Origin of the sequence: Solibacillus sp. FSL K6-1523, assembly GCF_038005225.1 — a bacterium.
Lineage (GTDB): Bacteria > Bacillota > Bacilli > Bacillales_A > Planococcaceae > Solibacillus.
In genome coordinates this window covers 2,530,346-2,556,390 of the sequence record NZ_JBBOSU010000001.1, presented here as the reverse complement: position 1 = coordinate 2,556,390, position 26,045 = coordinate 2,530,346, and the positions used below count along the sequence as shown (strand labels likewise).

General features: G+C 38.3%; 39 protein-coding genes. All 39 read left to right on the top strand.

The window, feature by feature from the left end; all coding sequences use genetic code 11:
- Positions 1–77: 77 nt before the first annotated feature.
- The 39 genes from MHI10_RS12200 to MHI10_RS12010 all read left to right on the top strand — a co-directional run bounded on the left by MHI10_RS12200 (position 78) and on the right by MHI10_RS12010 (position 26,042).
- Positions 78–251: a hypothetical protein gene (locus MHI10_RS12200; RefSeq protein ID WP_340785753.1), complete on the top strand. Its 174-nt coding sequence runs from the start codon at positions 78–80 to the stop codon at positions 249–251.
- Between the two features lie 52 nt (positions 252–303).
- Positions 304–543 carry a hypothetical protein gene (locus tag MHI10_RS12195; protein WP_340785751.1) on the top strand — a complete coding sequence of 80 codons (240 nt, stop codon included), beginning with the start codon at positions 304–306 and terminating at the stop codon, positions 541–543.
- 52 nt (positions 544–595) lie between these two features.
- A complete protein-coding gene (locus MHI10_RS12190; RefSeq protein ID WP_340785750.1) occupies positions 596–895 on the top strand; it encodes a hypothetical protein in 300 nt (99 codons plus the stop codon).
- Positions 896–908: 13 nt separating this feature from the next.
- Positions 909–1,196, top strand: a complete 288-nt coding sequence (locus MHI10_RS12185; RefSeq protein WP_340785748.1) for a hypothetical protein — start codon at positions 909–911, stop codon at positions 1,194–1,196.
- A 46-nt stretch (positions 1,197–1,242) separates the two neighbouring features.
- Positions 1,243–1,368, top strand: a complete 126-nt coding sequence (locus MHI10_RS12180; RefSeq protein WP_340785747.1) for a hypothetical protein — start codon at positions 1,243–1,245, stop codon at positions 1,366–1,368.
- Positions 1,369–1,498: 130 nt separating this feature from the next.
- On the top strand, positions 1,499–1,933 hold the full coding sequence (locus MHI10_RS12175) for a hypothetical protein (protein WP_340785746.1): 435 nt from the start codon (positions 1,499–1,501) through the stop codon (positions 1,931–1,933).
- Between the two features lie 196 nt (positions 1,934–2,129).
- Positions 2,130–2,282: a hypothetical protein gene (locus tag MHI10_RS12170; RefSeq protein ID WP_340785745.1), complete on the top strand. Its 153-nt coding sequence runs from the start codon at positions 2,130–2,132 to the stop codon at positions 2,280–2,282.
- A gap of 107 nt (positions 2,283–2,389) precedes the next feature.
- Positions 2,390–3,115, top strand: coding sequence for a coiled-coil domain-containing protein (locus tag MHI10_RS12165; RefSeq protein WP_340785744.1), 726 nt, complete (start codon positions 2,390–2,392; stop codon positions 3,113–3,115).
- A 114-nt stretch (positions 3,116–3,229) separates the two neighbouring features.
- Positions 3,230–3,952, top strand: coding sequence for a hypothetical protein (locus tag MHI10_RS12160; protein WP_340785743.1), 723 nt, complete (start codon positions 3,230–3,232; stop codon positions 3,950–3,952).
- A 320-nt stretch (positions 3,953–4,272) separates the two neighbouring features.
- Positions 4,273–4,851, top strand: a complete 579-nt coding sequence (locus tag MHI10_RS12155) for a hypothetical protein (protein ID WP_340785742.1) — start codon at positions 4,273–4,275, stop codon at positions 4,849–4,851.
- A 157-nt stretch (positions 4,852–5,008) separates the two neighbouring features.
- Positions 5,009–5,476: a hypothetical protein gene (locus tag MHI10_RS12150; protein ID WP_340785740.1), complete on the top strand. Its 468-nt coding sequence runs from the start codon at positions 5,009–5,011 to the stop codon at positions 5,474–5,476.
- 46 nt (positions 5,477–5,522) lie between these two features.
- Positions 5,523–5,930: a terminase small subunit gene (locus MHI10_RS12145; protein ID WP_340785739.1), complete on the top strand. Its 408-nt coding sequence runs from the start codon at positions 5,523–5,525 to the stop codon at positions 5,928–5,930.
- The gene (gene terL / locus MHI10_RS12140) at positions 5,927–7,336 is read left to right on the top strand and encodes a phage terminase large subunit (protein WP_340785738.1); all 1,410 of its coding nucleotides are present in this window, start codon (positions 5,927–5,929) and stop codon (positions 7,334–7,336) included. Before MHI10_RS12145 ends, terL begins: the two co-directional genes overlap by 4 nt.
- 15 nt (positions 7,337–7,351) lie before the next feature.
- On the top strand, positions 7,352–8,857 hold the full coding sequence (locus MHI10_RS12135; RefSeq protein ID WP_340785737.1) for a phage portal protein: 1,506 nt from the start codon (positions 7,352–7,354) through the stop codon (positions 8,855–8,857).
- Positions 8,841–9,137 (top strand): hypothetical protein, encoded by a 297-nt coding sequence (locus MHI10_RS12130; protein WP_340785735.1) that lies wholly within the window; start codon positions 8,841–8,843, stop codon positions 9,135–9,137. The genes MHI10_RS12135 and MHI10_RS12130 overlap by 17 nt, the downstream gene beginning before the upstream one ends.
- The gene (locus tag MHI10_RS12125; protein WP_340785734.1) at positions 9,121–10,161 is read left to right on the top strand and encodes a minor capsid protein; all 1,041 of its coding nucleotides are present in this window, start codon (positions 9,121–9,123) and stop codon (positions 10,159–10,161) included. The genes MHI10_RS12130 and MHI10_RS12125 overlap by 17 nt, the downstream gene beginning before the upstream one ends.
- Positions 10,158–10,397: a hypothetical protein gene (locus tag MHI10_RS12120; RefSeq protein WP_340785733.1), complete on the top strand. Its 240-nt coding sequence runs from the start codon at positions 10,158–10,160 to the stop codon at positions 10,395–10,397. Before MHI10_RS12125 ends, MHI10_RS12120 begins: the two co-directional genes overlap by 4 nt.
- 126 nt (positions 10,398–10,523) lie before the next feature.
- Positions 10,524–11,117, top strand: a complete 594-nt coding sequence (locus MHI10_RS12115) for a phage scaffolding protein (protein ID WP_340785731.1) — start codon at positions 10,524–10,526, stop codon at positions 11,115–11,117.
- Between the two features lie 25 nt (positions 11,118–11,142).
- A complete protein-coding gene (locus MHI10_RS12110; RefSeq protein ID WP_340785730.1) occupies positions 11,143–11,457 on the top strand; it encodes a hypothetical protein in 315 nt (104 codons plus the stop codon).
- 20 nt (positions 11,458–11,477) lie between these two features.
- A complete protein-coding gene (locus tag MHI10_RS12105) occupies positions 11,478–12,503 on the top strand; it encodes a major capsid protein (protein WP_340785729.1) in 1,026 nt (341 codons plus the stop codon).
- Positions 12,504–12,516: 13 nt separating this feature from the next.
- The gene (locus MHI10_RS12100; RefSeq protein WP_340785728.1) at positions 12,517–12,798 is read left to right on the top strand and encodes a hypothetical protein; all 282 of its coding nucleotides are present in this window, start codon (positions 12,517–12,519) and stop codon (positions 12,796–12,798) included.
- Positions 12,799–12,809: 11 nt separating this feature from the next.
- Positions 12,810–13,205, top strand: coding sequence for a hypothetical protein (locus MHI10_RS12095; protein ID WP_340785727.1), 396 nt, complete (start codon positions 12,810–12,812; stop codon positions 13,203–13,205).
- Positions 13,199–13,561: a hypothetical protein gene (locus MHI10_RS12090; protein ID WP_340785726.1), complete on the top strand. Its 363-nt coding sequence runs from the start codon at positions 13,199–13,201 to the stop codon at positions 13,559–13,561. The genes MHI10_RS12095 and MHI10_RS12090 overlap by 7 nt, the downstream gene beginning before the upstream one ends.
- Positions 13,561–13,995: an HK97 gp10 family phage protein gene (locus tag MHI10_RS12085; RefSeq protein WP_340785724.1), complete on the top strand. Its 435-nt coding sequence runs from the start codon at positions 13,561–13,563 to the stop codon at positions 13,993–13,995. Before MHI10_RS12090 ends, MHI10_RS12085 begins: the two co-directional genes overlap by 1 nt.
- Complete coding sequence (locus tag MHI10_RS12080) at positions 13,985–14,437, top strand: phage tail terminator family protein (RefSeq protein ID WP_340785722.1); 453 nt, start codon at positions 13,985–13,987, stop codon at positions 14,435–14,437. Before MHI10_RS12085 ends, MHI10_RS12080 begins: the two co-directional genes overlap by 11 nt.
- Entirely contained in the window at positions 14,415–14,639 is a 225-nt protein-coding gene (locus MHI10_RS12075) for a hypothetical protein (protein ID WP_340785721.1), read from the top strand. Before MHI10_RS12080 ends, MHI10_RS12075 begins: the two co-directional genes overlap by 23 nt.
- Entirely contained in the window at positions 14,639–15,967 is a 1,329-nt protein-coding gene (locus tag MHI10_RS12070; RefSeq protein WP_340785720.1) for a phage tail sheath subtilisin-like domain-containing protein, read from the top strand. The genes MHI10_RS12075 and MHI10_RS12070 overlap by 1 nt, the downstream gene beginning before the upstream one ends.
- A 14-nt stretch (positions 15,968–15,981) precedes the next feature.
- Complete coding sequence (locus tag MHI10_RS12065; RefSeq protein WP_340785719.1) at positions 15,982–16,560, top strand: phage tail tube protein; 579 nt, start codon at positions 15,982–15,984, stop codon at positions 16,558–16,560.
- Positions 16,561–16,626: 66 nt separating this feature from the next.
- Positions 16,627–17,055, top strand: a complete 429-nt coding sequence (locus tag MHI10_RS12060; RefSeq protein WP_340785717.1) for a phage tail assembly chaperone — start codon at positions 16,627–16,629, stop codon at positions 17,053–17,055.
- Between the two features lie 254 nt (positions 17,056–17,309).
- Entirely contained in the window at positions 17,310–17,822 is a 513-nt protein-coding gene (locus MHI10_RS12055) for a hypothetical protein (RefSeq protein ID WP_340785715.1), read from the top strand.
- Between the two features lie 37 nt (positions 17,823–17,859).
- Complete coding sequence (locus MHI10_RS12050; RefSeq protein WP_340785713.1) at positions 17,860–18,204, top strand: hypothetical protein; 345 nt, start codon at positions 17,860–17,862, stop codon at positions 18,202–18,204.
- Between the two features lie 85 nt (positions 18,205–18,289).
- On the top strand, positions 18,290–20,440 hold the full coding sequence (locus MHI10_RS12045; RefSeq protein ID WP_340785712.1) for a tape measure protein: 2,151 nt from the start codon (positions 18,290–18,292) through the stop codon (positions 20,438–20,440).
- On the top strand, positions 20,433–21,116 hold the full coding sequence (locus MHI10_RS12040) for a LysM peptidoglycan-binding domain-containing protein (protein WP_340785711.1): 684 nt from the start codon (positions 20,433–20,435) through the stop codon (positions 21,114–21,116). Before MHI10_RS12045 ends, MHI10_RS12040 begins: the two co-directional genes overlap by 8 nt.
- Positions 21,109–22,071 carry an XkdQ/YqbQ family protein gene (locus tag MHI10_RS12035; protein WP_340785710.1) on the top strand — a complete coding sequence of 321 codons (963 nt, stop codon included), beginning with the start codon at positions 21,109–21,111 and terminating at the stop codon, positions 22,069–22,071. The genes MHI10_RS12040 and MHI10_RS12035 overlap by 8 nt, the downstream gene beginning before the upstream one ends.
- A 1-nt stretch (position 22,072) precedes the next feature.
- Positions 22,073–22,453, top strand: coding sequence for a DUF2577 domain-containing protein (locus MHI10_RS12030; RefSeq protein ID WP_340789219.1), 381 nt, complete (start codon positions 22,073–22,075; stop codon positions 22,451–22,453).
- Complete coding sequence (locus tag MHI10_RS12025) at positions 22,450–22,860, top strand: DUF2634 domain-containing protein (protein ID WP_340785708.1); 411 nt, start codon at positions 22,450–22,452, stop codon at positions 22,858–22,860. Before MHI10_RS12030 ends, MHI10_RS12025 begins: the two co-directional genes overlap by 4 nt.
- Positions 22,860–23,918 carry a baseplate J/gp47 family protein gene (locus MHI10_RS12020; RefSeq protein ID WP_340785707.1) on the top strand — a complete coding sequence of 353 codons (1,059 nt, stop codon included), beginning with the start codon at positions 22,860–22,862 and terminating at the stop codon, positions 23,916–23,918. The genes MHI10_RS12025 and MHI10_RS12020 overlap by 1 nt, the downstream gene beginning before the upstream one ends.
- Positions 23,911–24,522 carry a putative phage tail protein gene (locus tag MHI10_RS12015; protein ID WP_340785705.1) on the top strand — a complete coding sequence of 204 codons (612 nt, stop codon included), beginning with the start codon at positions 23,911–23,913 and terminating at the stop codon, positions 24,520–24,522. The genes MHI10_RS12020 and MHI10_RS12015 overlap by 8 nt, the downstream gene beginning before the upstream one ends.
- A 20-nt stretch (positions 24,523–24,542) precedes the next feature.
- A complete protein-coding gene (locus MHI10_RS12010) occupies positions 24,543–26,042 on the top strand; it encodes a phage tail protein (RefSeq protein WP_340785704.1) in 1,500 nt (499 codons plus the stop codon).
- The last annotated feature ends 3 nt before the right edge of the window (positions 26,043–26,045 follow it).

Below are 26,045 nucleotides of genomic sequence, written 5' to 3'. Positions count from 1 at the left end.
GGATCCTGAAAACTATACGTGGATCCATACGATTGTTCGGAATTGAACAAATCCACTCAAAAGGAAGGAGGATATAAATGGTTTATCGTCAAGTATCGATAGCTAGAGTAATGCGTAAAATCGCAATAAATGACTATGAAAATATTTATTTTCAAGATAGAGATGGCACTAAGAAATTGTTACAACTTAAAGGTTACAGTTGGAGATTAGACGAGTATAAAAAGTACAACTTTTTTGAATTAGAAATTTAAGCATTTGAATAAAATTGATAAGTAAATTTTAAAAATAAGGAGGAAAACGATTATGAAAGAAATTGGATACAACGTTAAATGTTCTAAGGGCAATATTATTAAGTTGCATGATATATGTCGTTCGATTAGCACAAAGGAAATCGTGATTATAGGTGAAGGTGTTAATGAAGTACATCAAACTAGAGGTTTAGTTGCTGATAACGAGGTTACTGGCGCAGGGGATTGGTTGACTGTTTATCCTGATGGAGAATTAGAAGTGTTATGTAATTTTACTGATGGATCAACAGATTAATCAACATTTCGTCAATGTTAATAAAAAAATGCGTAGGAAAGGAGTGGGTAGTGTGAGTGGTAAATTTAGGGGATATGACATTCATGAAGTCAACGGGGCATGGTATTTTTCTGATACCAATGAAAAAGTAGAGAGCACTTGGCATAAACGCGCTTGTGGTCATTGCAATCTCCCGAATACGGCAGAAGGTCATGATGGGTGCTTAGGAACGCTGCCGAATATCATGAATGCATGTTGTGGTCACGGTGTAATAAGTGATTCCTATGTGCAATTTTCGGACGGGTATTGTGTATATGGCGAGGGTGCAATTATGGTACAAGGAAAACTAAAGCAGCAACATAGTGACATGTAGGGGGATGAAGAAAATGAAAGAAGAAATAATGCAGTTTATTTATACATGTGATATTTGTAAAGAGAAAGGATTGGCAAACGAAAATATCCACTCGCATTCGTATTCAGCTTTATTTGTAGGCACTATTTACGAAAGGAATATGCAACCCGCAGAATTATCATCTTTCGAAAAAGTGAAATTAGACTTATGTGATGAATGTTTCAAAAGGTCATTAGATGAAGTAATAAAACTCAAAAGAGTAAGCTACCAAAATGAAAATATATACGGCTTTTGGAAATACGACGAAATCAAGTTCGGTTAGCTTGCTAAGTATTTTGTAAAAAGAAAATAGTGAAGGAGAAATATAAATGATACCTAAAGTTATTGATGAACTGAACGAAAGGATGGAAAGAACGCAAGATAATGAAGAGTTAGAGCAATACGAAGCGTTAGAATCATTTTACGACTGGTTTGTAGAGAATTTTGTCTATTGAATTTTGGGCATAAAAAAAGACCGAAGTCCGTACACCTCAGTCAGCAAAATTATACTCTATTAGTTTAGCGTATAGCTCCCTTTGTTACAAATAATCCGACAACATTATTATAGCATAAGGGGGCAATCTTATGGCAGGGCAAAAGCAAGTAACCGTTTCAAAAGGTAACATCATGCAATGGATTGAAGATTACCATTGGATGATTGAAACAATCAAGGAATCAGAAGTTGAGGAAATTGCAACTGCGTTACCAGTAGCGAAAGTCGCTGGATATGGAATTGAAGCGACAATGCCAAAAGCTAGTGGTGGTGTAAGTGATCCTGTATTTTATGAGGTGAATCGCCGTACGCAATATGGTGGGTTACGTATATTACAGTACAAGCGCAAAGTGAGTGAAGTACAAAAGCGTATTTGTTTTGTGGAGGGCGATCGAGAGCAAGAAGTTTTGTTCCGCCTGTTAAATGGGGATAGTTTGCGAGCTGTAGGAAGAGCTATGCAATTATCTGGGCAAACCATCTCCCGCATACGCGAACGAATTATCGATATGATGTTGGAGCAAAAGTGACAGGTGTGACGAAAATTTGTTTCTTTTAATCATATGCTATATGAAATATCTTTAAGATGTAGATTTCCATTTTTACCACAAAATAAAAACGAGAGGGCTATCTACTGTACAACGACAAATTAATATTGATCAATGTGTTTGAGAGTGTAACGTGAGCGGCGTTGCACTCTTTTTCTATTCAAAAAGGAGGGAGATTATGAGATACGTATTGATGTGTGAGGATTGCGAACGACCTGCTCCAGTTATCGGTCGTAAAGTTGGGCGTACTATTGTTGGTCATGAGACTGTTAAAAAAACGGTGCCTAGTAAGTGCGTGTGTGGCGGTAGGATTGTGCCTATGATTGAGTAGGGCTTTGAATAGTGCGTATTGCTAGTTTAGGGGTGCGTGCTGTTGAGAGTGAAAAAAGTTGTAGTAATATATTCCTATCTGATTTATTATTGGGTGGGAGGTAGATTATGAAAAAAGGATATATCAGTATAGTACATTTAATTTACATTATTATTATTTCTGTAATTTTATTAGCATTTATTTTAGTTATTGCTTTTGGAAACACAGAAACGGCAAACACAACTATGGGAACAGCTTCAACAGTTTCATCTTTAATATTATCTGTAATTGCAATTGTAATGACAATTACGGATGTTGCAGGACAAAGAAATACAGTCAGCGATATAAAAGAATCTGCTGAAAAATTACAAACTAATTTAAGCACAGTAAATAAAAGTATCGAGGAAATCGGTCAGTTAAAAGAAGATTTAATGGAATCGATGAGAGCAATCAATGTAAGTAATCAATCAATTATAAAAGAGATTTCTACATTAAAAGGAAAATACGAAAAGAATGATGGTGAAGAACCGAAAATTGAAAATCAAGAAATTCTTAAAGATTTGAATGAGTTAAGTGAACGATTGAAAACAGTATATGTAAATCCAATCGCTAAAAAAGCTCATTTCCTTTCAATGCCTGATAATAATTCAGATTTTGAAGATCGAATTATATTAAACAGGATTTTGACCTATCTAGTAAGTCATATACCCGAAAAATTTAAACTATCTGATGTGATTTGGATGTCTGAAGAACTAAAAATTTCGCGCTCTAGACTAAAGAGCGAACTAAATAAATTAGTTAATAAAAAAATTCTATCCCGTGATGGGGAGTATTATATTATCCAAATAAAATAACATCCTTCGGGGTGTTTTTTATTTCCTAAGCATTTAGCATAATGAGTTGGAAATAAAATAATATTAGTGTAATAGATTCCCACTTGATTTATGATTGAGTGGGAGGTGAGGATAATGAGCAATATTAATGAAATGAAAAGTCAATTGTTAGAAATATCTGGAGTAAGTAGCGAAATACTAGATAATGAAATCATTCAAGTACTCGTAGATTCTTCAAAAATTGCTAATGTTGCTACTAGCATCTTAAACACACTAGCTGAAAAGAAATTTACTATTTTTTTAAAAAGTTTAAGTGGCGATCATTTAAGTGAAAAACAACAACAGAAGTTAAGAGAGTATTTGAAAAAAGAAAAAAGGAAAGATTTCGTTTTAGAGTTGTACAGAAAAGTAATTGAAAGTCAAACAAATAAGGCTCCAATAGTCTTAGGAGTTATTGCAAACGAAATAGTATTTTCTGATAAAGATGCGTCACATGAAGATTTGATTTGTATAAATGCATTGATACAATTTTATGATTTTGATTTTGAAAATCTAACATTATTGCACACCTACGTATCACAACGTGATAGTAAATATTTCACTCTGTATAATAAAAAATTAAAAGATTTTTTATCAACGAAAAAAGTCGATATAACAAGCTTAATGTTAACTTTAGAAAAATGCGTTAATTTACAAATGATTAAAAAGGAATACGAATCTAATATATCCGTTGACATAGATGTCGATGGTGAAAGTGCGGATGTTTCTAATCAAGAAGTAGATGAATTTTATTCATTTAATTCTGTGGGAGAAAAGCTTGTAACTTATATAAAGAAAGCAAAAATTGTTGAGTTGTAATTAAAAATGTATTTTTAGTCACGCTCACTCGAGCGTGGCTTTTTATTTTGAATTTCGAAGGTGTTTTTGATTCGCAGACATTTTGACAAAGTCGGTAGAAATGGAATAGGGTAATTCGGGGACATATGCAGAGCAAAATGAATTTGATAATATGCTAGTATCGACAATATATGAAAACGTCGGCTCCCCTTGGGTCGGTGTTCTCCTTGTTTACATGAACAAAAATAATAAGAACAAACATTTGTGAGAATGTTTATTTTGTTTATTTTGGATTATAGAGTATAATTTGTATAAAATTGTAGATAAATAGGGGGATGAAGGTGAGTTTTGTTTCAGTAGTGGGTATGCATAACTTTATTTCAGTGGTTGCGGATAAAAGAGCAACAAATTCAGAAACAGGTGAAATAATTACGGAAAATTATTCTAAGATTAGAGTATTTAATGATAGTCAATTTGTTTCTTGTACAGGAAAAGCGAATGCGGCTGAATTTGTATTTAAACAATGCAGTGATGTAGGTTATTTAGATTTAGCTAAAGCGGCTCAAGAACTTAAAGAACTTATACAAGAAGCTCCAGAATATAAAATTGATAATTTATTAGGAGTAATTGGAGGGAAAAATAATAAAGGGGAGCTTGCTTTCTATACCTTTACAAATAACCCTGACATAAAAGTTGAAGAATATAAACCCAATGGAACTAATATGAGTTTCACATTTTTGGCTAGTGGTAAAGTAAAAGAAAATAATTTAGATTTAGATTTCGAATTTAAGAAATTGTATGAGGAAATGAAACCTAGAGACATTGAAGAGATAATTAATTTACAAAAAAACTTGAATGATAAGGTAGCTGATGTTGATTTCACAGTAAACAAAACTATAGATTATATAGTTCTTACTTAATCGCTGGCAGCAAAAGGGGAAAATAAGTATTACTTATAGGTATGAAATTTAAGCACCCAATTTATTTTGAGTGTTTTTTCTATTGCCTAAAAATAAACTGAGCGACTAGCATAATGAGGTGATGCCATTGGGAAAGTCTTTTGTAGGAGGTTGTAAAATGGACAGAATGATAGATTTATTGAAAGAACCAGTAAGATGGGAATTTGATGGTTCAGAGAAAGAATTTGAAAATAATGTTGTGATGCATATTGAAGAGATATGCCAATTTTTGAATTTACCTAAGATTGAATCAGTCCATAGGCAAAGACAAATTAAATTAGACGATTTTCAAGTGATTTTTGACATCGTAGTAAAGCACATCGATTCAACTGCGACGATATTTGAAGTGAAGAAGGCAAATAATAAACACCCTTCCACTGGTACTTTTAATCAAATGCAGGGCGTAGGACAATTATTGCTATATCAAAATGTATTTGAACTTGTTACAGGTGGTAAACCAAGACTTGTATTAATCGATAACAAAATATACGAAAGAACAATTTGGGCTTTTGTGAATAATAAGTTACCCATTACATTAGTGGATTTCCAAAAAGATAGAATATTTATTCCGTATAGAGCCTGGTAAGGGCTCTTTTTTTACGTCTTAATTAAAAGGAGTGAGGTGGTATGTAGTGAAACTGACTATTAAGCAACAAAGATTCGCTGATTACTATATCGAAACAGGAAACGCTACAGAATCAGCTATTCGCGCAGGGTATAGTGAAAAAACTGCTAGAAGCATCGGGCAGGAAAACCTTACAAAACCTGACATAATAAAATACATCGAAAAACGAAACGAAGAGTTAGATGACGCAAGAATAGCTGATATAAAAGAAGTGAAACAGTTTTGGACCGTTGTGTTAAGGGATGAAACGCTCGAGACAAAAGATCGTTTAAAAGCTTCGGAATTTATCGCTAAAACGAATGGCGCATTTATAGATAAGGTCGAGCACAGTGGAGAAGTAACCAATACGGTCGTCGAAATGACATCTGAAGAACGACATAAAAGAATAGCTGAATTGAAGGCGAAGTTAAAATGATTACAGATGCAGAATTATTAGAGTTAGAAACGCTGCTGCAGCTTGAAGCTCTCGATGAAGCAAAAACGAATTTCTTTAAGTTTTGCAATGTGCTCGCTCCTTCTTTTTATAAAGAGAGTCGAGCCTTTTTAATTTATATGTGTGATGAGATGCAAGACTTTTATGAATCTGATGATGAGGTAATGATCGTAAACGTTCCTCCACGTCACGGGAAATCACGAACGGCATCTATGTTCGCTAAATTTGTATTCGGCCAGAATCAAAGTGAAAAGATTATGACGGGTTCCTATAACGAAATGCTATCAACTACATTTTCCAAAGCTGTACGAAATGATATTTCAGAGGTTAAAGGGGATAAGGATAAATTAGTATATAGCGACATCTTCCCTGATACGCGTATCAAGCATGGGGACGGTGCAATGAACTTATGGAGCTTAGAGGGTGGTTACAATAACTATTTAGCTACATCACCTACTGGTACAGCGACAGGGTTCGGTGCTTCTTTACTTATTATCGATGACCTAATCAAAAATGCTGAAGAGGCTTTTAACGAAGGTGTGCTTGAAAAGCATTGGGAATGGTTCACAAATACGATGCTTTCTCGAGTTGAAGAAGGCGGGAAAATAATCATCATTATGACGCGTTGGTCCTCTAAAGATTTAGCAGGGCGAGCGCTTCTTCATTTTAAAGAAGAAGGTAAAAAAGTCCGTCATATCAATTTAAAGGCGCAACAAGAAGATGGCTCAATGCTATGTGATGAAATTTTAAGTCGTAGATCATTCGAAAGTAAAACTCGTGCAATGAGACCGGAGATTGCCGCTGCTAACTACCAGCAAGAGCCTATTGATGTTAAAGGACGATTATATAGCAAATTTAAGACATATGACGGTGAGCTGCCGCAGTTTAAACAGATTAAGAACTATACAGATACGGCAGATACAGGTGAGGACTTCTTGTGTTCAATCAATTACGGCATCACATTCAATAATGAAGCGTATGTACTCGATATTCTTTATACGAAAGATGGCATGGAAGTGACTGAACCAAAAACGGCGGAAATGCTTCATAAAGATAAAGTAAATGTATCTGACATTGAATCAAACAGTGGTGGACGTGGCTTTGCTCGAGCAGTCGAACGATTACTCAAAACGAACCACAATTCAAATTTCACGCGTGTTGAGCCATTCCATCAGAGTAAGAACAAACAAGCGCGTATTTTATCTAATGCCACATGGGTAATGGATCACATATATTTCCCTAGTAACTGGCGTGAGAGATGGCCCGAATATTTCAAAGCAATGACCGAATACCAACGCGAAGGTAAAAATAAACACGATGATGCACCAGATGCTACAACTGGTATTGCCGAAAAGATTGATGGCGGAAGCACATACAGTTTCGATTAAAAAAGAGGTGATTAAATGACAGGTTTTTTCCCGTTCCAAGGGGCTGTAACCGATACAGATATATTAAATGAGCACGTAACGGCTGGGACAAATAAAATCATTAGCAACATTAAGTTTCTAGAAAACGAAATTAGTAAATTTAAATCGTCTGAAAAGCGTAAATGGATGTTAGTTGGCGAGGCTTATTACGAGGGGGAGCAAGATATTTTAAAGCGCAAACGCCGAATTATTGGTAAAGGTGGACAGTTAGAAATTGCGCAAAACCTCCCGAATAACAAAATTTTAGATAACCAATATGCCAAACTTGTTGACCAAAAAGTAAACTACCAGCTAGGTAAGCCCATTACATTGGAGTCCGAAAACAAGCCGTACTTAAAAGCGCTTGAGAATATTTTTAACCGCCGTTTCCATCGTACACTAAAAGCAGTCGGTCAAGACGCATTAAACGGTGGGATTGGATGGTTATACCCTTATTACAACGAACATGGGGAATTTACAATTAAAAGATTCCCACCGCATCAGATTATCCCGTTTTGGCATGATTCAGAGCAAACTATTGTTGATTTCGCTATCCGCATTTATACAACGACTGTTTATGAGGGCGAAAAAGAAGTAGTTAAGGAAAAAGCAGAAGTCTACAGTACACAAGGCGTGGATTATTACGAATGGTTTAACGGTCGTTTGGTACCAGATGTAACAACTCAAACACAACCTTATATTACAATTTCAGATGGTGAGAACGAACACGGTGTTAACTGGCAGCGAGTTCCGTTGATTCCGTTTAAATTTAATAGCAAGGAAATACCACTGATCAAGCGTGTTAAGTCGTTACAAGATGGCATCAACATTATGCTTAGTGACTTTGAAAATAATATGCAGGAAGATGCACGTAATACCATCCTTGTAATCCACAATTATGACGGACAGGATTTAGGTCAATTCAGACACAATCTTGCACAATTTGGAGCTGTTAAAGTACGTTCAGCAGATGGCGCTAAAGGTGGCGTTGATACGTTGACCATTACGGTTAATGCCGACAACTACAAATCTATTCTTTCGCTATTCAAAAAAGCACTTACAGAAAACGGTCGCGGCTATGATGCAAAAGATGAGCGTATGAGTAACAATCCAAATCAGATGAATATCCAGTCGATGTACAGCGATATTGAGCTTGATGCGAACGGTATTGAAACCGAGTTCCAAGCTTCATTTGAGGAATTGCTATGGTTTATTAATCAGCATCTAGCTAATACAGATCAGGGTGACTTTGAGGGTGAAACTGTTGATATTACCTTTAACCGTGACATTCTTATCAATGAAAAAGAAGTCGTGGAAGTGCTTGAGAAATCCCCTTACATGCCATTGGAAAGCCGTTTGGCACAGCACCCGTATGTTAAGGATGTTCAGTTGGAACTTAGACGTTTGAAAAAAGAGCGACAGGAAGAAATGAATATGCATGATAATTACGATGAAACATTTAAGCAAAAACGAGGAGGTAATAATAATGGCGAAATATCGTAAAAAGCCCGTTGTGATTGATGCATTCAAGTGGACAGGTGGACATGACCAAGTCGAGGATCCCGAGTGGATTATTGAAGCAATAAAAAAAGGTGAAGTACGAATCAGTGGTTTAAACGACACCGAAATATGCATGCAGATAGATACATTGGAAGGAGTTGCGACTGCTCAAAAAGGTGATTATATTATTCGTGGAATCCAAGGTGAGATTTATCCATGTAAGCCAGATATCTTTAAAGCTACTTACGAATTAGTTGGTGAGCTAAATGGCGAAGAAACGTAATTATTGGCGCCAACGATTTGAATTGCTAGAAGATGCCCAGCACAAGCGCTCTATCTTTTATTACGATGATCTTGAAAAAGCATATATTCAAACTATGAATGAGCTCGAAAAGGATATTTTGAAGTGGTACAACCGCTTTGCTACTAACAATGAAATTTCACTCGATGAAGCTAAACGTTTGCTCAAATCAGATGAGCTACGTGAATTTCAGTGGACTGTTGACGAATATATCAAACATGGCAAAAAGAACGCACTCAATCAGAAGTGGATGAAACAACTTGAAAATGCATCGTCACGTGTCCACATTTCTCGTTTAGAGGGCTTGCGGATGCAAATACAACAGCATGTGGAAAAACTGTATGACGGGCATATCAAAGGCTTTGAGGAGTTTATTGCGGAAAGCTATCAATCACAGTATTACCATACGGCATTTGAAGTACAAAAGGCTTTTAACGTTGGTTTTACCATGCAGGCACTCGATGAGCGACTACTAACTAAAATCATTAGTAAGCCTTGGACGGCTGACGGAATGACGTTCAGCGCTAAGATTTGGCGTGACAGGGGCTTGTTGATTGATACGTTACACAAGGAGCTTGTTCAATCTATTGCACGTGGACTTGGTCCTGAAAAGATCGTTAGTGCCGTGCATCAAAAATTAGGTTCAACAGCATCGAGAAATCAAGTGCGCCGTTTGGTTATGACCGAATCGGCTTTTTTTAGTGCATCGGCTCAAAAGGATGCATTCAAGGAACTAGATGTTGAACGGTACGAGATCATTGCTACATTGGACAGCAAGACCAGTGACATATGCCAGTCGATGGACGGAAAGGTGTTCAAGATGGTTGATTTTGAACCAGGTATTACAGCGAATCCTTTTCATCCGTATTGTCGTACCACAACAGCACCGTTTTTTGATGATGAATTTGATTTATCACAACGTGCTGCACGTGGTAATGACGGACAAGTTTATTACATTGATAGCAATATTAAATATCCTGAATGGGAAGAGAGGTTCGTTGCATGAGCGTGACTTTTTTAATTTGGTTTGAAATTGTAAAGATAATTTTAGTGCTAGGGTTATTAATTCTAGGTATTACTTGGGCTACTTATGGAGTCCTTGCAGAAAAGGAAAGAATACGAGCCTTTAAAGGGCTCCAAAAAGGCTTTCATGTTGAGTTTAAAAATGTTCAGAATGAGTTAGACATTGACGCGGTTTGCGATAAAATCAATCAGCAATTAAGAAAGTTAAAAGAAAATTAACGCAAGAAAGATGTTTACATGAAGCACAAAGTAGTCGTAGCGATACGGCTTTTTATTTCGTCTTTTGCTCGTAGACATTAAAGAACGAGTTTTTCTATAACTATCCCAATAAAGGAGACTATTACAATGACAAAAGAACAATTAATTGCGCTAGGTCTTACCGAAGAACAAGCTCAAACAATATTAGATGGTTACGGTCAGACAGTACCAAAAAGCGATTTCGACAATAAAGTTAATGAGCTCAAAATTGCGAATGACACAATTGCGGAACGTGATACACAGTTAGAAGATTTAAAGAAAATCGATGCTGCAGGACTTCAAACGAAAATCACCGAATTGCAGCAAGAAAATGCGCAAGCGAAATTAGATCATGCTAACCAACTAAAAGATGAGCGCCTATCTACTGCCTTGAAATTAGCGTTAACAGGTAAAGTGCATGATGTTGATTTAGTTTTAGGTCTAATTGACAAAGAACAAATCGAGCTAGATGAAAAAGGAAATATCACAAAGGGACTGGATGAGCAGCGTAAAACGTTGCAAGAATCGAAGTCCTTTTTGTTTATTCCTGAAAAGGAAGATAAGAAGCCGGAGTTTAAGGGTTGGAATCCAGTCGGCGGTGATAATGGCACAGGTGGAGAGTTGGACATTGGTAGCGCATTTGCTAAGCATTTCAATGAAAAAGGCGCCGTTAGTTCTGACGCTCCAGATCCATGGGGTTAAAAACAATTAAAAGGAGGGCATACACATGCCATATGTAAAAGGTGTAACAAATTATAATCGCGTCAACTTCTTGGCTTCTTCAAACGTACAGTCGTTTACCACATTAGTAAGTGATACTGGGGTTGCTACTGATGCAAACGGAAAGAAAATTGTGAGAGCTGGGACGGTACTTCCAGCAAATGACGATACAGCAAAGGGTATTTTGTACAACGATGTTGATGTGACTCACGGTCCACAACCGGGGGCGTTAATTGTGGAGGCTTATATCTTAGAAGAGCGCCTACACACAGCACCAACAGCAGATGCCAAAACAGCACTAACAGAAATTAAATTCCGATAATTGAAAGGTGGAAAATCGATATGCCAGATATTTTAGAATTATTTAATCAGAAAACAGTTCTTAGTTATTTAAAGAGCCGTGAAATTACGCAATTTTTAGGCGAAAAGCTATTCCCGGAAGTGAAGTACAACACGCTTGAATTTGAATATTTAGTAGGTGCAAGCAATCTACCCGTTGCTGCTAAAATTCACGCTTTTGATACTGAAGCAGAAATTGGTTCAATTGAGGCTGGTAATCAAGCACTTGAAGCTGCTTACATTAAAAAGAAATACCAGATCAAAGAAAAGGACTTAATTGCGCTACAATTCCCTCGTACACCGCAAGAACAACAAGTATTAATGGGAAGTGTCTTCAATTTAATTAGCCGTGCCGTAGGAGATGTCCGTGCCGAAAAAGAAGTTATGCGTATGCAGGCATTAGCGAATGGTCAACTGTCGCTTGCTATGGAAGGTGGAGGTACTTTAACGGTTGATTATAAAGTGCCGAATGCACATAAAGAGGCGTTATCTGGAACGGATTTATGGGATTTAGATACAGCAGATATTATTGGGGACATTACGCGTTGGTCGGATGCTTTAGATGAAAAGCCAACACGCGCTTTAACGTCCACTAAAATTGCTGGTCAGATTTTACGCAATGCCAAAATCATCGCTGCTTTATTTGGTAAAGATAGCGGTCGTGTAGCTACATTAGCCGACTTAAACGCATTCATGCAATCACATGGTTTACCTACAATTGCAACATACGATTCAAAATATCGTGTGCAAAATGCAAACGGGACATATACAACGATGCGTTACTTCCCAGAAAACAAATTCGTTATGTTCGGTGATAGTGAGCTTGGTGAAACACTTAACGGTCCAACGCCAGAGGAAAGCCGTTTATTACGCCAAGGTAATGAAGAAGTGACTAATGTCGGCAACGTTATTGGAATGATTTATGAAGAAGGTTTAGATCCAGTTTCAACATGGGCAAAGGCAGCATCAACTGCAATTCCATCATTTCCGGAAGCGAATAACGTATTCCAAGCACAGCCGATTGCATAAGGAGGACTCTTAAATGAAATTAGTAAAAGTAATTGATGTTCCAGTGCGCTATAAAGGTGTAACGCATCCAAAAGGCGCAGAATTTGAAATGGAAGGTGGGCATATAAACGAAAGTTTGGTTGAAGTCATTGGTGAAGTTGCAGAAAAGCAAACTGATACACAGGACAGCCCGTTCGAGGGAATGTCCATGGATGAGTTGAAAAACTATGCAGCAGAGCGCAATATCGACATCGGTAAAGCAACAACAGAAGAGGGCATCATCAAGAAAATTGAAGAAGCCCAAAAAACTGAATAGGACGTGATTCCATGCTTGAAAAAGTGAGAGAGCGTTTAGTATCGCTTGGAATTGCACTTAGCAATGAGCCATCCAGTACAGATGGCTTTTTGCTTTCTTTTGCTGTAAAAAAAACAACGGATCATATCAATAATCAAACGAATTTAGATGCAATTCCACAGGGCTTGGAAAGTGTCGCTATCGACATGGCTGTGGGTGAATTTTTGTTTACCAAAAAATCGATGGGCTTGCTTGATGTAAGCTCGCTGGATTTTAGTAGCGTAGTAAAACAAGTACAGGATGGCGATACGAATGTTGAATATGCAGTTGATGCGAAATTTAGTCCGGAGCAAAAGTTTGAATCATTTATTGTATACTTGCAGCATAATGAAGTTGATTTTGTTCGCTATCGGGTGCTGACATGGTAAGCGCTCGTCGCAAGGCACTTGAAAAACTTTGGAATGGCGAATGTAATGTATATGAATGGAAAGAGGTTGAAGATCCAATTACATTCGTTACTACACCCAAAGAAGTAACTTTACATGAAAACCTTAAATGTAAGCTGTCCCACAAAAACATTAGCGCTACGTCACAAACGGGTGCCGGTGCCATTGTGGTCCAACAAATTAAATTATCACTTGGCAATGAATTTGAAATTCCTCCAGGTTGTAAAATCACAGTCACACAGAATGGAAAGACTGCTGATTATGCCCGTAGCGGTGAGCCGGGAGTGTTTATAGACCACCAAGAAATTGTCTTAGACGTATTCAAGGGGTGGGCATAATGGCTAGACGTGGGGCTAGGGTTAATTTTCATGAGTTGAAGCGTATGCAGAAGAAAATTGAGCGACTGGGGAAGGATTACGAGAAGTTTCTTGAATCTATGACCAAGGAAATTGCTAGTCGTTTGCTAAGTAAGGTTATTAAACGTACTCCTGTCGGTGTTTATGAAGATGGTCAAGTCGGAGGGACTTTACGTCGTGGGTGGACCATTGAAGCGAATGTAAGAAAAGTCGGTAACGTATATGAAGTTGAGGTTATTAATCCAACGGAATACGCACAGTATGTCGAGTTCGGCCATCGTACTAGAAATCATCAAGGTTGGGTAAACGGTCGCTTTATGATGACTATTTCTGCTGATGAAGTCGAACGTGCAGCGCCAGCAATTATTAAAAGAAAACTAACACGAATGCTAAAGGAGGCTTTCAATGGAGATTAACGATATCAGTATCGCGATTTCCCGAAAGCTCCAAGCAGTTTTCGGTAGCGATTATAAAAAGTACATGGACGAGGTACCGCAAAACTTTGCGACACCTTGTTTTTTTATTCAGTTTTTGAGCTTCGAACACATCATGCAGATTGGCGACCGATGGAAAGTAACGCCGCTATTTAACGTGCAATACTTCCCGAAAAGTAAAGCGTCAGAAAGCGCAAATATGGCGTTAAAAGTCCAACGGGCATTAAAGGATGTTGAGTTACTTAACGGCGCTAAAATGCTTGCGCGTGGAGCTAATAGTGAGGTTGTTGATGGTATCGCTCATAACTTCATGCGTTTCGATTTCTTTTTACAGGAAATCGAGGTAAAAACACTCATGGGCTCAATGGACCATTATTTAAATAAAGAAAGGGTGGTATCGGTTGGCGAAAGAGATTCTAGCTAAAATTGAACCTGTAGAGGTCGAAAAGGTGGCGGAGGTTGTTACTTCTAATCTACCTAAATTCACAAAATCGCAGCTGGTTAACAGTCGAAAATATATTCACCGTCGCGATGCTTTAAATGCATTGTTAAAAGATGATGAACAATATTCATTTGTACAAGCAGATGGTATTTTGAAAAAGTTTGACGAAGGAGGGGAAAAGTAATGGCATTAGGTGGAGGTTTTTGGCTAACACAAAACAAAGTATTACCAGGCACATATCATAACTTCATTTCAAAGCCAAGGGCGTTTGTAAATTTATCAGACCGTGGTTATGCAGCGTTACCAATCATATTAGATTGGGGCGTAGATGATGCAGTCATGACAGTTACAAAAGAGGATTTCCAAAAAGATTCTCTAAAATTATTCGGCTACGATTATACGCACGCTAAATTAAAGGGCATCCGTGATTTATTCAAGGGTGCTCTTACTGTTTTCTTTTATAAATTAAACCTTGGTGGTTCCTTTGCTGAAAATGAATTTGCAAAAGCAAAGCACAAAGGGATTCGGGGAAATGATATCCGTATTGTTATCCAGTCGAACGTCGATGATCCAGTGAAATTTGATGTATACACGTATTTAGAAAATCAATTAGTAGATGAGCAGGCAGCTGCCGATGATGCGAAGGCATTAAAAAACAATCTATATATAGATTTTAAAGAAGATGCAACATTAGCTGTTACGGCTGGAGCTCCTTTAACTGGCGGGGCAAATGGCGCTACTGCACTAACGGCAGGAGGACCGCATCAAGCGGCTTTAGATGAGCTTGAAGGATACGGTTTTAATACGATTGGTTGTTTATCGAATGATCCATTAATCAAATCGTTATACGTTGAGTACACAAAACGTATTCGCGATGAGGTAGGCGGTAAATTCCAATTGGTCGGTCATAAGCTTGGCAAGATGGATCATGAAGGCATCATCGATATTCAAAACGATGCAGTTGGTGTTGGAGAAGAAGTATTTGGTGCTGTTTACTGGGCTACTGGTGTACAGGCTGGTGTTGCAGTTAACAAGTCGAATACTAACAAAACGTATGATGGCGAACACACTCTTAGTATGGCAGAAACAAAAACACAAACACAAACAACATTGCTATTGAATAGCGGTAAATATGTATTTCATCGCGTGGGTGATGATATAAATGTACTCGAAGATGTGAATACATTTACATCATTTACCGTAGATAAAAACGAGGATTTCAGCATGAACCAAGTTATTCGTGTGCTAGATCAACTCGCAATAGATACAGCGCATCTATTTAATACGCGTTACCTCGGAGAAGTTCCCAATGACGACGACGGCCGCATTTCTCTATGGAAAGATATCGGTGCACATCGTACGGAGATGCAGCGTATTCGAGCTATTCAAAATTACAACAAAGATGAGCTTAAAGTTGGTCAAGGGGAGTCTAAAAAGGCTGTGCTTGTAACCGAAATCGTTATTCCTACTGTGACGATGTCGCAGCTATATGTCACAACAGAGGTAGCGTAAGGAGGAGAAAACAAATGAATAAATTATTCAAAAGAATCGTGGCAGCAACTATGTTGTCACGATTTTTAACTCAGCCAAAAATACCTCAATTGCCGCTGAAATTAGATTTACAGTATTTCGCAGAGCCTACTATGGATGCCTGGGAAGCAATGCACGGTGCGCAAGGTCGTGCGTTTGTCATGATTGAGGGGAGTCGCTATCACTTTGCGAATCTGATCAATTTAGAAGCAGATATGACTAAAACAAAATCTAAAATCCCTATTATGGGACGTGTCGCAAAGGGCAACAAATCAACAGGAGCAGAGTATGAAGGTAGCGCAACTTTCCACTACAATACTTCTATTTTCCGCCAACTGTTGAAGCGTTATAAAGATACTGGGGAAGATATTTACTTTGATATTCAAGTCACGAACGAAGATGGAGGCTCAGGTATCGGTCGTCAAACGACCATTTTAATTGGTTGTAACCTTGATGGCGGTAAACTCGCTAAATTGGATGCGGATGCAGAATATTTAGAGGACGAGGTATCATTTACTTTCGAGGATTGGGATATGCCAGAAGAGTTTTCTATTTTGAAATCAATGCAATCTTAATATAGGCTTGCCGTTCGTTCGGCAGGCTTTTCTGTTACAAAAAACTAAAAAGGTGGTTATTTTACTATGACAAGTTTACAAGCATTTATGGCGCAAAACGTTGTGCAATTAGAAGTTGAAAAACATGAGGTATCCCCTCGCTTTCAGGATAAAGAAGGGAAAGCTATCAAATGGCACTTCGGCGCAATTGATGGTAGTAGAGATGCTGCGCTACGTAAAGAGTGCACACGACGCGTTCAAGTGCCGATGAAAAAAGGTATGACAATGCCAGAACTGGATGGAAACCGCTATTCATTGAAATTAGCCGTTGAATCAATTAAGATGCCAGACCTAAACAACACAGAATTACAAAATTCATATGGTGTTATGGGTGCAGAAGAATTACTCCAAAAAATGCTGTTGCCTGGTGAGTTAACGAAAGTAAAAGAGCTCGTTCAAACTATCAACGGTTTTGACTTATCGATGGACGAGTTGGTGGATGAAGCAAAAAACTAATTATCGACGGTGATGGCGACGCCAACATTGCACATTTTGCATTGCATAAGCTAAAGCTGTTACCGTCGCAATATTTGGCGTTGGATAGGTTTGAGCGGGCGTTTATTGTGGCATCTATACACGTGAAAATTGACGCAGAAAAGAAAGCCGAGAAAGAGGCTAAGCGTTCGAAGGGCAAGAGGGGCAAGCGTTAGGTAATCAAACTCTAGTTAAATCTCTCCATATTAGGTATATTTATGTGTGGAGGGATTATTATGAAGAAATTTATGTTTTTAGTAATTTTGATGTGCTTTCTTGCTGGATGCACAGAAAGCAAGGAGGATGTGAAAGTCATAATCGACACAACTCAGTTCAGTAATATTTCTTCTGAAAAACTCATTTCAATAATGGGTGAACCAGAAAAAGTAGAAGATTACGAATGGACTATTCCCAGCACACAGAAAAGCATCGTAGGTAAACTTTATATTTATGAGAAAAATAAATATGAGTTTGTTCTTTTCGACGACGCAGTTGCAAGATTGAATGTATATTCAGGTGTATATTGGGGTTATGATGAATCGACTTTCCAGTTTAAAAAAGGTGAAGATGTTATAAAAGCGTTCGGTATTTTGGAAACATATAAGAATATGGCTCGAACAGTAAACACAGGCTTGGTAGAAAAATACAGTCCTGTAGCAAAAGGTATCGACGAGGTCGGAATATTCGAAATCGATAATGATACGTTTGGTATGGCTCGCATTACTTATAATAGTGATTTTTATAATTAACCATTAAAACGATTATTCGTATGAAGGGGGAGACTTTATGGCACAAAATAAAGTTATTGCCGGTGATTATCAAGGTAAAAATATCATGGTAGGTAGAAATGAAATTTTGTTATACACTTCGTTTACAAAGTCGTTTCCGTTAAATAAAACTTCTGTGAGTTCTTATGAATTAATTACTGAAGAACATCGGAAAAGTGCAGTTAGTGGTGTTAGTAGAGGGCTTGTGGGTGGAGTTTTATTAGGACCGGTTGGTCTTTTAGCAGGATTATCAGCTAAAAATAAAGGTACTCATACCATTGCGATTGAATTTTTAGATGGCAAGCGAAGTCTTATTGAAGTTAACGAGAAAATTTACAAAATATTTATTCAAACGATGTTTTAAGTCGAACGATCACAAAGATAAATATATTAAAGTATTGTAAGCGCTCATTTTATGGGTGCTTTTTCTTTTGGAAAGGAGTAGATAGATGGCTACAATTCGGACATCCATAATGATTGAAGACCGTATGTCACAACAGTTTGCCGCAATGAATATGGCTATGTTGAGTGTAATCGACTCTTTTGGACAAATGGAAAGTGCGTCAGGAAATGCAATTGATGTTACTGCAATGCGACACGCTCAATCTGAACTACAACGACTAGAATCTACATTCAATCGTATTGAAACAGAAATTCAACAATCCGAGCGAGCCCAAGAAAATTTCAATCGTGACCTTCGAACCAGTGATGATTTAGCGAGGAATTTATTAGCTAGTTTAGGAACAATTTTAGGTACTTATTTATCTTTACATGGATTAGGAAAAGTTATTAATCTATCGGATGTAATGACTAATACAACTGCACGTGTTGAGTTATTGATTAATGAAATGCCGCTAATACCTGAACAAAATGTGGATGCAAAAATTAACAAACTTGATATGACTGAACTCGAAAAAGCAAATCAATTAATTTTCGAAGCTGCTCAACGAGCTTATTCATCGTTTAAAGATACTGCCGATTTGGTTACGAGAATCGGTATGAATGCTGGTGATGCATTTGGCAGTACAGCCGAGGTAATTGCCTTTAGTGAACTGGTACAAAAGCAATTTGGTATTGCAGGGGCGAGTGCTGTTGAAGCAAGTAACGCAACGATACAATTATCCCAAGCATTAGCATCAGGAGTGTTGCGTGGCGATGAACTTAACTCGATATTTGAACAAGCGCCAAATTTAATAATGTCTATTGCTGATTATTTAGAGGTACCGATCGGTGCTATTCGAGACATGGCGGCAGATGGGGAAATCACTGCTGATATTGTTAAAAAAGCGATGTTTACCGCTGCGAATGATATTAACAAGAAGTTTGATTCTATGCCAGTAACTTGGGGCCAAACGTGGACCGTATTTAAAAATGAAGCATTAATGGCGTTTAGCGGAGTGTTGCAATACATCAACGAAATAGCTAACAATGAGAATTTCAAAGAAATGTTCGAAGGATTAAAACAGTCATTATATGCAATCGCAACTATCACAATACAAGCGTTCGAAATATTAGGAGCAATTAGCGGATTTTTGTACGATAACTGGTCAATGATAGGACCCCTAATAATAGGTGTAGCTGGTGCTTTGATGGCCTATTACGTAGTAATGAAAACTATTCAATTGGTTACTTGGTTGGTAACGGCAGCTCAATGGGCTTTGAATGCAGCCTTAACTGCAAATCCAATCGGATTGGTAATTGTCGCTATCATTATTTTAATTGCTGTGTTTTATGCTGCAATAGGTGCTATCAATCACTTTGCAGGAACATCGTTAAACGCCACAGGTATGATAGCCGGGGCATTTGCCGTTCTTGGTGCGATAATCGGAAATATATTCATGGCTTTGTTACAACTGCTATTCGCGATTATCGAAATGATTGCAAACAAATTTATTTCGTTAGCGAATCTTTTAGGAAATGTATTCAATGATCCTGTGGGTTCTATTATTCGTCTATTTGGCGATTTGGGTGATAATGTACTTGGAGTCATCGAGAAGATAGCTAGTGCAATAGACTTTGTTTTCGGTTCGAATTTAGCTAGTGCAGTTGCTGGTTGGCGAAGTGAATTAGCAGGCTTAGTAAATTGGGCTGCTGAAGAATACGGAAACGGTGAATATGAAGTTTTATTTGAGCAGTTAGATATGAATGAGGTTATGAGTGATTTAGGTATGGGGTTAGACCGTTTTGAGTACAAATCAGCTTGGGATGCCGGTAATGATTTCGGTTCCGATTTATTCAATTTCGATAGTAAAGCACCCGAATCAATCACAAACAGCTACAACGATCTAGCAGCATTATCAGGTATGACCGATGCAGCGAACTCACTAGATGATTTAAAAGACCCAGCTAAAAAAACTGCTAAAAACACAAAAAAGTTAGCGGATAAAGTGACAGTTTTAACCGATGATTTAAAGTACATGCGTGATCTAGCTGAACGCGAAGCCATCAACCGCTATACCACAGCAGAAATCAAAGTCGATATGAAAAATGAGAACCACATCAATTCCGAAATGGATATCGATGGGGTTATTGATCGTTTCGGCGAAAAGGTGGAAGAGGTTGCAGAAATGTTAGCGGAAGGAGGCGAGGTAGATGTATAATTTTTTTCTTGATGGTGTGCAGCTACCAATAGCGCCTCCATCAATGTCTATGCAAATTAACAACAAAAACGAAACAATCACTCTCATGAATGAGGGCGAGGTCAACATCTTGAAGAAAGCAGGGCTAACGGATATTGACTTTGAGGTAGAATTACCAAACGTTAAATATCCTTTCGCAGTTTACCCGGATGGATTTCAACCAGCAGCACATTACCTTGAAAAGCTAGAGAAATTAAAAACGTCACAGGAGCCGTTTCAGTTTATTGTCAATCGACTTAAACCAGATGGCTCTTTGTTGTTTGATACGAATATGACTGTATCATTAGAGGATTACTCTATTGAAGAGGATGCGGAAAATGGCTTTGATGTGAAAGTGCCAATACGTCTAAAGCAGTTTACACCATTTGGCACCAAAAAATTGAACATAAAAAATGAACCTAGCCCTCCAAATGCGGGCAGTAATGATAAACCCAAACAAAAGGCTACTGTTGAGAAATCACGTCCAACAACAGGCAAGGAAACGCCAAAAACGCATACTGTAAAATCGGGTGAAACGTTATGGGCAATTTCCAAGAAATATCTTGGTGACGGCTCTAAATATACTCAACTTGCTAAGTTAAATAACTTACCGAATGCAAATGACATCAAGGCGGGGCAGGTGATCAAGCTTGGGTAAATATCAATTACTAGTTATGTCCGGCGGTAATATTTATGAATGCGCCGTACAAGAGCCCGTTATATGGGAGGTCCATCGAAAAGGTACTCCTGGCAAGCTCACTTTTAATGTCATAAAAGATGATGTAATAAGCTTTCACGAGGGCGATGCCGTTCGCTTTGACTATGATGGGCATAAGATATTTTTTGGCTTTGTGTTTACGAAAAAGCGTTCAGATAACCGTATAATCGGTGTCACCGCTTATGATCAGCTACGTTACTTTAAAAATAAAGACACTTACACATACAAAGCGAAAACGGCCGCAGCAGTATTAAAAATGCTCATTGCTGATTTCAAATTACAAGGCGGTTTAATTGATGATACAAAGCATGTCATTGCATCCCGTGTAGAGGACAATCAAGAGTTATTTACTATCATGGATAACGCTGGAGCTATTACAACAAAAAATACGGGCAAACTTTTTGTTTTATATGATGAGTACGGCAAACTGTATTATCGCGATGTAGGGAACTTAAAGTTAGACATTCTAGTGGATGAAGAAAGTGGAGAAACGTTTGAGTACACCACTTCCATCGATGAAAATACGTACAATAAAATTAAGCTAACCCGTGAAGATAAGAAAAAAGGTAAACGTGAAATCTTTATCGCCCAGGACAGTAAAAACATGAATCAATGGGGCGTATTGCAACTTCCGGAAAAACTTGACGAAGGCGAGAATGGGAAAGTAAAAGCGGATACTCTACTTGCCCTTCACAACCAAAAAACACGTAAGCTACACATCAATAAGGTATTCGGTGATCCTCGTGTAAGAGGTGGCACAACTCTAGGCGTACAGTTGTATCTTGGTGATTTATCCGTAGCAAAGTTTATGATGGTCGAGACGGTTAAACATAGCTTTTACGAGTCGGACCATCGTATGGATTTGAAATTGATTGGTGGTGATTTTGTTGCGTGATATGACTGATTTTGTGCGTAGCATACGTAAAATCGTACTAGATGCTGTAAGTGCTCAAAAGTTATCTACCGTTGTATATGGGACGGTGGAAAGTGTTGATCCATTAAAAGTGCGGATTGACCAAAAGTTAGTACTCGAGCAAGAACACTTAAAATTAACGCGTGCTGTAATGGATTATGAAGTCGATATAACAGTGGACCACTTAACCGAAAATCGCGCTGGTGGCAGTAACTACGCTGAATTTGCATCCCATAATCACGAATACAAAGGACGTAAAAAGTTCTTAATCCATAATGGCCTAGTTAACGGCGACAAGGTGACCATGATACGTGCGCATGGCGGCCAACAATATTTAATCATTGATAAAGAGGTGGTTGAGTGATTCCAAGGCAAATAGAGAATGACGATTTGACTGCTGACTTTGAGGAAGTTATTCAACCTTCTCGCACGTATCGTATTGATCACGAGCGGAAACGAATTGTTGGCTATGTAGATGACAGGGATGCGATTGAACAGGCTATTTATAAAGCGTTGAGCACAGAACGTTATGACCACTTAATTTACACGTGGAATTACGGCGCTGAAATTGCTAAATTATTTGGTCAGCCAATACCGTATGTTTATAGCGAGCTCAAAAGGCTCATAACGGAAGCATTAACACACGATGATCGTATCGATAGTGTTGATGCTTTTAATTTTAGTCATGTGAAAAATAAAGTGTCCGTACAATTCACTGCCCATACAATATTCGGTCCGGTATATGCAGAAAGAGAGGTGACGGTAGCGTAATGTTTGAGCATCAAACTTTCGAAACCATTGTTGAACGGATGCTAACTCGTATTAGTAACGAGGTAGATAAACGGGAAGGTGCCATTATTTATGATACGGGAGCCATGACGGCAAAAGAGCTACAAGAAATGTATATCGCACTTGATGGCATTATTCTTGAAACATTTCCTGAAACGGCATCCCGCCCAAACTTAATTCGACGTGCAGCCGAATACGGTGTCTATCCATATGAAGCAACATATGCAGTTCTAAAAGGTGTGTTCAGTAAAGATATTCCAATTGGTTCTCGTTTTTCTCTTGGTGAATTGAACTATATCGCCTTTCAACGTATTGCACCTATGGAATATGATATGCGTTGCGAAGAGGTAGGTATCGTGGGGAATACGCAGTTTGGAGCTTTAATTCCTATCGAATATATTGATGGATTGCAAACCGCAGAATTAACTGAGCTGCTTATACCTGGCGAGGAGGAGGAACCAACAGAAGAATTCCGCCGAAGATTCTTCCTCACACGTAAACAAAACCCTTATGGCGGTAACCGGGACGACTATACGCAGAAGGTTATGAGTATACAGGGGGTAGGTGGTGTGAAAGCCTATCGTACTCCTGCAGGGGGCGGCACAGTTGGTATTTCTATTATTGATTCGGACTTTAATCCGCCAACTACATCTTTAATAGAAGAAATCCAAACAATTTTAGATCCAGTAGTCAATGCGGGAGAAGGTTTAGGTATTGCACCATTTGGACACCGGGTAACTGCACGAGCAGTAGAAACAGCACCGATTAACTTAGCCCTAAAGCTAGTGTTGTCCAATGTAACGATTGGGCAAATACAGCATGAAGTAGAAGAAACAATAGCCGATTATTTATTAACTTTGCGGAAAGAATGGAGTAATTCAGATGTAACAGTCGTTAGGCAGCTACATATTGAGTCACGGTTATTGGACATTGTAGGTGTACACGACGTAACAGAATCCACTATCAACGGTACGGACAGCAATCTTCTTCTATTAAAAGATCAAGTGCCGATTTTAGGGATGGTGATTTTAAATGCGTGATAATCGCGTATCCCGCAATCTTCCGCCAATATATAAAGAATTATTGGAAATGGAAGAGCTAACAGATACGGTTGCAATCGAGTTGGATGAGCTTGATAGTGCCCGTGCAAAGGCGCAAGTAGAGCAGTTCATCATGACCGCCACTGAAAAGTATATTAGGATGCGAGAGCGCGGTTATGATATTCGCGCGGATCCATCCGTCGAATCATTAGATTTCCGTCGCCGCAGAATTATCGCAAGACAGTCTACTAGGTTACCAATTACGCAGCGCAAAGTACGTGAAATATTGGTCGAACTTGTAGGGCACAATAATTTTGAGGAGCATTTAGATATTGAGAAATGCACAGCAACTTATACGTTCGAGGCTGCTGATACGATGGTAACTCGCGAAATAGATTTAACACTTGAAAGGATCATCCCGCTAAATATCGGGCTGAAGGTGGCAAGACGTGTGAGGAGTTACCTGTTTGTTCCTAGCTATATTGCATCAGGCTCCGAAATCACACTACATCCAATGAGCATCGGCAATATCGAACAACATGTGCAGACAAATAATTTAGCCGGTATCAAGACAGCATCAACAATTACTGTATTGCCAATGTAAAATATGAAAGGAGTGGTATTGTGGCTCAATACGGCACAATCATCACGAATATAGGGCTAGCACAAATTGCTAATGCCCAAGTCACACAGACAAAAGTAGGCTTAGATTATATCGCACTGGGTGATGGAAACGGTGCGCATTATGTCCCAAGCCAAAGCCAAACATCATTAGTTCGTGAAGTTTGGAGAGGACCAATTGCAGAATTATCTATTGATCCAACTAACAATAATCGTATCATCATTGATGCAGTCATTCCCGTAACAGCAGGGGGCTTCACGATTCGCGAAATCGGTATTTTTGATGACAAGAATCAATTGATTGCAGTTGGCCAATACCCAGAGAAATATAAGCCAGAGTTATCGGAAGGGGTATCCGAGGAAACGCTTATCCATTTTGTGATTGAAACAAATAATGCCGATGTCGTAAAACTAACCATTGACCCAACTGTTATCATCGCTTCGAGAAAATATGTTGATGAAAAAGTAGCAGGTATTAATAAAGGTTTAACAGAAATCACGCGAACTGTAACCGAGTTAGAAAGTGAATTTACTACACATAAGGAAGATGATAAACGACATACATCTATGCTGAATTTTATGCTTAATTCCGCAATGCCATCAGAATATCCTGAGGGAGTATCGCTCCATGTTGCCGGTTCATCAGATAACACTGCCGGATATCCGTCACCGTACGGTTTGGTAGTGACGTTCAAGTACGGTACGATACGATCTAGACAAGTATTCTATGAAAGTCTTACATCCATGGCGTGGACTCGCTCTTATGATCTTAATAAAGTGGCTTGGCTAGATTGGGTCGCTGATACTAATGAAATAATTGTTTATTCCGGTAAATTAGAAGATGTTAAGGTGTCCGGTACTTACTATTGTCACGGTGCTACCAGTGACAAACCTACAAATCATTCATATTTCGTTGAAAGTTATGTATATGACCCGGCGGCGAATTATATCAAATTAGTTGCGTATGCTGTCACTGGTAATGCAGAGATATCTTCACTCATGTATACCAAAGCCAAGGTTAATGGAGTGTGGCAACAGTGGGTTAAAGTATTGAATCAGTACGATTATGATGCGCTTTTTCAATCTGTAAGTAATGGTAAATCACAAGTCGCAAACGCCATTACCCAAAAAGGTGTCCCGACGGCATCAAATGCAGAGTTTGCGACGATGGCAACAAACATAGGAAAAATCGAAACGAATAGTACGGTATCGGGCACAGGGACATCCTATGTGAGTGGATATGATACAGTTTTTAACATTACAGGTTTACCATTTAGACCACGCGCAGTAATAATAAAATTTAATAATTTCAAGGGAAAGTTAGTATTTAATAACGATTGGGGCATTTCTGATGCAGACTCATTTGCGCTCGATAGGGAAGACGGTAACACTGGCGGTTGGCAAAATTGGAGTACTAGCGCATCCATTAACAGTAATGGCGTTATATTCAGGGTAGGTAACGACGATTTTGTAACTAGCTTTAGTTATATTGCAGTTAAGTAAGGA